At 72.2% G+C, this 4,227-nt stretch carries 5 protein-coding genes and 1 pseudogene; 5 read left to right on the top strand and 1 reads right to left on the bottom strand.

The annotated features are described in order from the left end of the window. Positions 1-268, top strand: a pseudogene (locus DQW85_RS46080) (hypothetical protein); the annotation flags it as partial. Here the strand turns inward: DQW85_RS46080 and DQW85_RS26755 are convergent. Next, on the bottom strand, positions 265-1,431 hold the full coding sequence (locus DQW85_RS26755; protein ID WP_113702691.1) for a pyridoxal phosphate-dependent aminotransferase: 1,167 nt from the start codon (positions 1,429-1,431) through the stop codon (positions 265-267). The pseudogene DQW85_RS46080 and the gene DQW85_RS26755 overlap by 4 nt on opposite strands. A gap of 97 nt (positions 1,432-1,528) precedes the next feature. On the opposite strand from DQW85_RS26755, the gene DQW85_RS26750 reads away from it, so the two are divergent. From DQW85_RS26750 to DQW85_RS26735, 4 genes are read left to right on the top strand one after another with little or no spacing between them, the layout of a single operon-like run. Next, positions 1,529-2,506, top strand: coding sequence for a DUF418 domain-containing protein (locus DQW85_RS26750; RefSeq protein WP_205315432.1), 978 nt, complete (start codon positions 1,529-1,531; stop codon positions 2,504-2,506). Then, a complete protein-coding gene (locus DQW85_RS26745; RefSeq protein ID WP_113702690.1) occupies positions 2,466-3,263 on the top strand; it encodes a carbon-nitrogen hydrolase family protein in 798 nt (265 codons plus the stop codon). Before DQW85_RS26750 ends, DQW85_RS26745 begins: the two co-directional genes overlap by 41 nt. A 9-nt stretch (positions 3,264-3,272) precedes the next feature. Next, positions 3,273-3,719, top strand: a complete 447-nt coding sequence (locus DQW85_RS26740) for a hypothetical protein (protein WP_240197445.1) — start codon at positions 3,273-3,275, stop codon at positions 3,717-3,719. Continuing rightward, positions 3,716-4,111, top strand: coding sequence for a hypothetical protein (locus DQW85_RS26735; protein WP_113702688.1), 396 nt, complete (start codon positions 3,716-3,718; stop codon positions 4,109-4,111). The genes DQW85_RS26740 and DQW85_RS26735 overlap by 4 nt, the downstream gene beginning before the upstream one ends. Positions 4,112-4,227 lie beyond the last annotated feature (116 nt).

Here is a 4,227-nt window from a genome sequence, read left to right as displayed (position 1 = left end):
GGCCGTGGCCGCGCGGCAGCGGCCCGAGCGGCTGGGGTTCTCGGCCGACGTGATCGTGGCGCAGCTGCGGTCGATCGTGGTGGACCTGCTGCTCGCCACGGGCGCCGCCCGCGAGGAGGCGGGCGCCGCCCTGGCGCCGCTCGACGCGCCGGAACGCCGCAAGCTCGACGCACCACAAGGCCGGAACCCGGACGCACCACAAGGCCGGAAGCCGGACGCACCGCAGAGCCGCAAGCTCGACGCTCCGGACCCTCCGAAGCGGGGTTAGCCGGACAGCCGCTTGAGCCTGGCCACGGCCTCGTCGATGACCTCGTCCTTCTTGCAGAACGCGAACCTGACGAAGTGCCTCCCGCGCTCGGCGTGGTCGTAGAACACCTGGGTCGGGATGGCGACCACCCCGGCGAGCTCCGGCAGCCGGCGGGTCAGCTCCAGCCCGTCGGAGAAGCCGAGCGGCCGGATGTCGGTCTGCACGAAGTAGGTGCCCGCGGGCCGGAGCACCTCGAACCCGGCCGCGGCCAGCCCCTCCATGAGCCGGTCGCGCTTGTCCTGCAGTTGCGCGCGCAGCCCGGCCACCCACCCGAGCTCGTGGCGCAGGGCGTAGGCGACCGCGAGCTGCCAGGGCGCGCCCGCGGTGAAGGTGACGAACTGCTTGACCGTCGCCACGGCCCCGGCCAGCGCGGGCGGCGCGCACACCCAGCCGGTCTTCCAGCCGGTGACGGAGAACGTCTTGCCCGCCGAGGAGATCATCACGGTGCGCTCGCGCATGCCTGGCAGGGTGGCCAGCGGCACGTGCTCGACCCCGTCGAACGTCAGGTGCTCGTACACCTCGTCGGTGATCGCGATGATCCCGCGCTCCTTGCACACCTCCGCGATGGCGGCCAGCTCGTCGCGGGTGAAGACCGTGCCCGTCGGGTTATGAGGTGAGTTGACCAGGATCGCCCGGGTCCTCGGCGTGACGGCCGCCCGCAGCTCGGCCGGGTCGAACGTGAACCGCCCGGCCATCGGGCGCAGCGTCACCGCCACCAGCCTCGCCTGCGCCAGCGCGATCGAGGCGGCGTAGGAGTCGTAGTAGGGCTCGAACGCGATCACCTCGTCGCCCGGCTCGCACAGCGCGAGCACGGTGGCCGCGATGGCCTCGGTGGCGCCCACGGTCACCAGGATCTCGCCGTCGGGTGAGTAATCGAGCCCGTAGTGGGCGGTCCGGTGCTCGGAGACGGCCCGCCGCAGCTCGGGCACGCCGGGACCGGGCGGATACTGGTTGGCGCCGGACCTGATCGCCCGCACCGCCTGCTCCAGCATCGCCTCCGGGCCGTCGGTGTCGGGGAAGCCCTGCCCCAGATTGATCGAACCGGTCCGTACGGCGAGCGCGCTCATCTCCGCGAAGATCGTGGTGCCGAACGCCCGCATCCGCGCAACAAGTGGTTCAGTCACAGGCCCAGACTATTAGGCTCGTCCCCTGATCACCCGGCACCGCCGGGCGCCGGTTTCCTCATAGGGGTTTCCTCATAGGGTGGGTTTCCTGGTTCCCGTGACACGCGTTCGCGAGCTCGACGCCCTCCGCGGTTTCGCGGTGAGCGGGATCATGCTGGTCAACACCTGGCAGCACGCGCCGCACGCGAGGCACGTCCCGCGCACCGGGATCGACTGGGCGGTTGAAGCGCTGTTCCAGAGCCGCTTCTATCCGATCTTCTCGCTGCTGTTCGGCATCAGCTTCGTGCTGTTCCTGCGCCGGGCCGGCCGGTGGGTGCTGCTGCCGAGGCTGTTCTGGCTGTTCTGCTTCGGGATCGCCCAGCACGCCTTCTACGAGGGCGAGGTGCTGACCGACTACGCCTTCTACGGCCTGGCGGTGCTGATGCCCGCGTCGTTCCTCACCGGCGGGCTGCCGGTGCTGTTCCTGGCGGTGGCGGCGATCGCGTGGGCGGTGTGGCAGGGCGGCGGCACGCTGCTCATCCCCGGGCTGTTCCTGCTGGGCATGGCGGTGATGGAGCTGCGGCCCCCCGCGCGGCTGCTGTGGCCGGGGTTCGCGGTGAGCGCCCTGGCGTCGGCGCTGCTGACCCCCGCCTGGGTGGTCACGCGCGACTGGACCGTCTACAGCCTGGCCGCGCTGGCCGGGGCCGCCGCCTACGTCACCGGGATGCTGCTGCTCCTGCGTACGCGCGGGACGCCGCAGCGGCCGGCCGGACCGCCGGCGCGACTCTCGGCGGCGCTGTCGGCCGTGCTGGAGCCGCTCGGCAGGATGGCGCTGACCAACTACGTCTCCGGCACGGTCGTGATCGTGCTCACCGACGCGCTGGTGGACCGCGACCCCAGCCGCTGGTCCGTCCTCGCGGTGGCGGCGGTGACCGTGGCGTCGCAGGCGCTGTTCAGCCGGTGGTGGCTGTCGAGGTTCCGGTACGGGCCCCTGGAGTGGATCTGGAGGTGCCTGACCTGGTTTCGACTGGTCCCCAACCGGTTAGAGTCGGGCCGTGACCACAATCGCCCTCTGCCAGATCCCGGTCTCTCCTGACCCGTCCGCCAACCTCAAGAAGGTCCGCGAGGCGCTCGCCCGGGCCGCCGGGGCCGACCTGGCGATCTTCCCCGAGGCGACGCTCACCCGCTACGGCAGGCGCATCACCGAGCTGGCCGAGCCGCTGGACGGGCCGTTCCTGTCGGGCGTGGCCGAGGCGGCCCGCGAGCACGGCACGGCGGTGATCGCCGGGACGTTCGAGCCGGGCGACAGGCCGGGGCGCGTCCACAACACGGCCGTGGCGCTCGACGCCTCCGGCGAGCTGAAGGCGGCGTACCGGAAGATCCACCTGTTCGACTCGTTCGGCGCGAAGGAGTCGGAGCTGGTCGCGCCCGGGAGCGAGCCCGCGGTGGTCGAGCTGGCCGGGCTCCGCGTCGGCCTGATCACCTGCTACGACGTGCGCTTCCCCGAACTGACGCGGGCCCTGGTCGACCGGGGCGCGGAGCTGTTCGCGGTGATCGCCGCGTGGGGGTCGGGGCCTCTGAAGGAGGATCACTGGATCACCCTGGTACGGGCGCGCGCGCTGGAGAACACGATGTGGACCGCCGCCGTCGGCCAGGCCCCCAACCCGGCCGAGTCGGACGACGGTTTCGGCGTGGGCCGCAGCATGCTGGTCGACCCGCTCGGGGTGGTCCGTGCCGACCTGGGCACCGCCCCCGGCGTCCAGGTGGTGGAGCTCGACGCGGAGGCGACCGCGGCCGCCCGCGCCACTCTGCCCTGCCTCGAACATCGCGTGCTGGGAGTCAACAGATCGTAAAGTGGAGGAGTGAGCCGAACGCAGATGCAGAAGGTCGTCCCGCCGCGTCTGCTCGTGCCCTACCTGTCGGGCAAGCGCACGGTGGTCTCCGGCTACGTCTACCGGGTTCAGGACTGCTCGCTGCTGACCACGCCCAGGGATCTCTACTTCGGGCTCGACCTGTCGTTCGACGGCTCCGAGCTGACCGCGGAGGTGCCGGAGCTCTACGTCATGCGCTGGTACGCCCGCGACGTCGACACCTACGTGGTGCCGTACGGGCCGCACATGGGCGGTGACTGGAGCGACGTGCCGCCGTTCGCCGGAAACGGGTTCACCAGCTCGACCCACCACGTCGTGCCGCAGTTCCACACGGTGCCCATGCCGATTCCGGCGGGCGCCGAGATCGTGCACGTCAGCGAGGAGGGCGAGCGGCCGTTCGCCGCCTACGACGGGCTGACCTGGCGGCCGGCCCCATGAACGACGAGCTCACGCCCGTGGCCTCCGGCTTCGTCGCCCGGTACGGCGACCGCACGCTGCCCGCCGCGCTGGGGCCCGAGAGCGACCAGGTGGTGCTGTTCAGCGAGGAGGAGCTCGACGGCTTCGAGGCGGCGTCGGGCTACTGGCGGCGTCCGGTCCGGCGCGAGGAGCTGGAGTGGCTGGTGCTGATCCGCACCGTGGGCTCGTTCGGCGGCGAGCCGTGCGTCGTCCTCGACGAGGACGACGACGGGCTGCACATCGCCTACCTGGGCCACAGCGGCATGAAGGCCGAGGCGCTGGGCTACTGGATGGTCGACCACGGCGCCTACGAGGTCGTGGTGCCCCGCGAGGAGGTCGTCTCCATCCGGGTCGAGCGCGTCCCCGTCCCATGACGCCCGCCGGTCGTCGACGCCGCTGACCGTGCGGAGGCCGGACGCCGGCCCCGCGCAGGCCGGACGCTAGCCGCGCGGGGGCTGGACGCCGAGGCCGCGGAAGCGGGCCTGGCGGG

The organism is Nonomuraea lactucae (assembly GCF_003313395.1).
Taxonomy (GTDB): domain Bacteria; phylum Actinomycetota; class Actinomycetes; order Streptosporangiales; family Streptosporangiaceae; genus Nonomuraea; species Nonomuraea lactucae.
The sequence above is the reverse complement of the archived record's forward strand: the minus strand, read 5'-3'. Positions and strand labels throughout refer to the sequence as shown.

Coding starts and splice junctions, on each gene's coding strand:
- DQW85_RS26735 (WP_113702688.1), top strand. CDS start 3,716: ATGAACGACGAGCTCACGCCCGTGGCCTCCGGCTTCGTCGCCCGGTAC.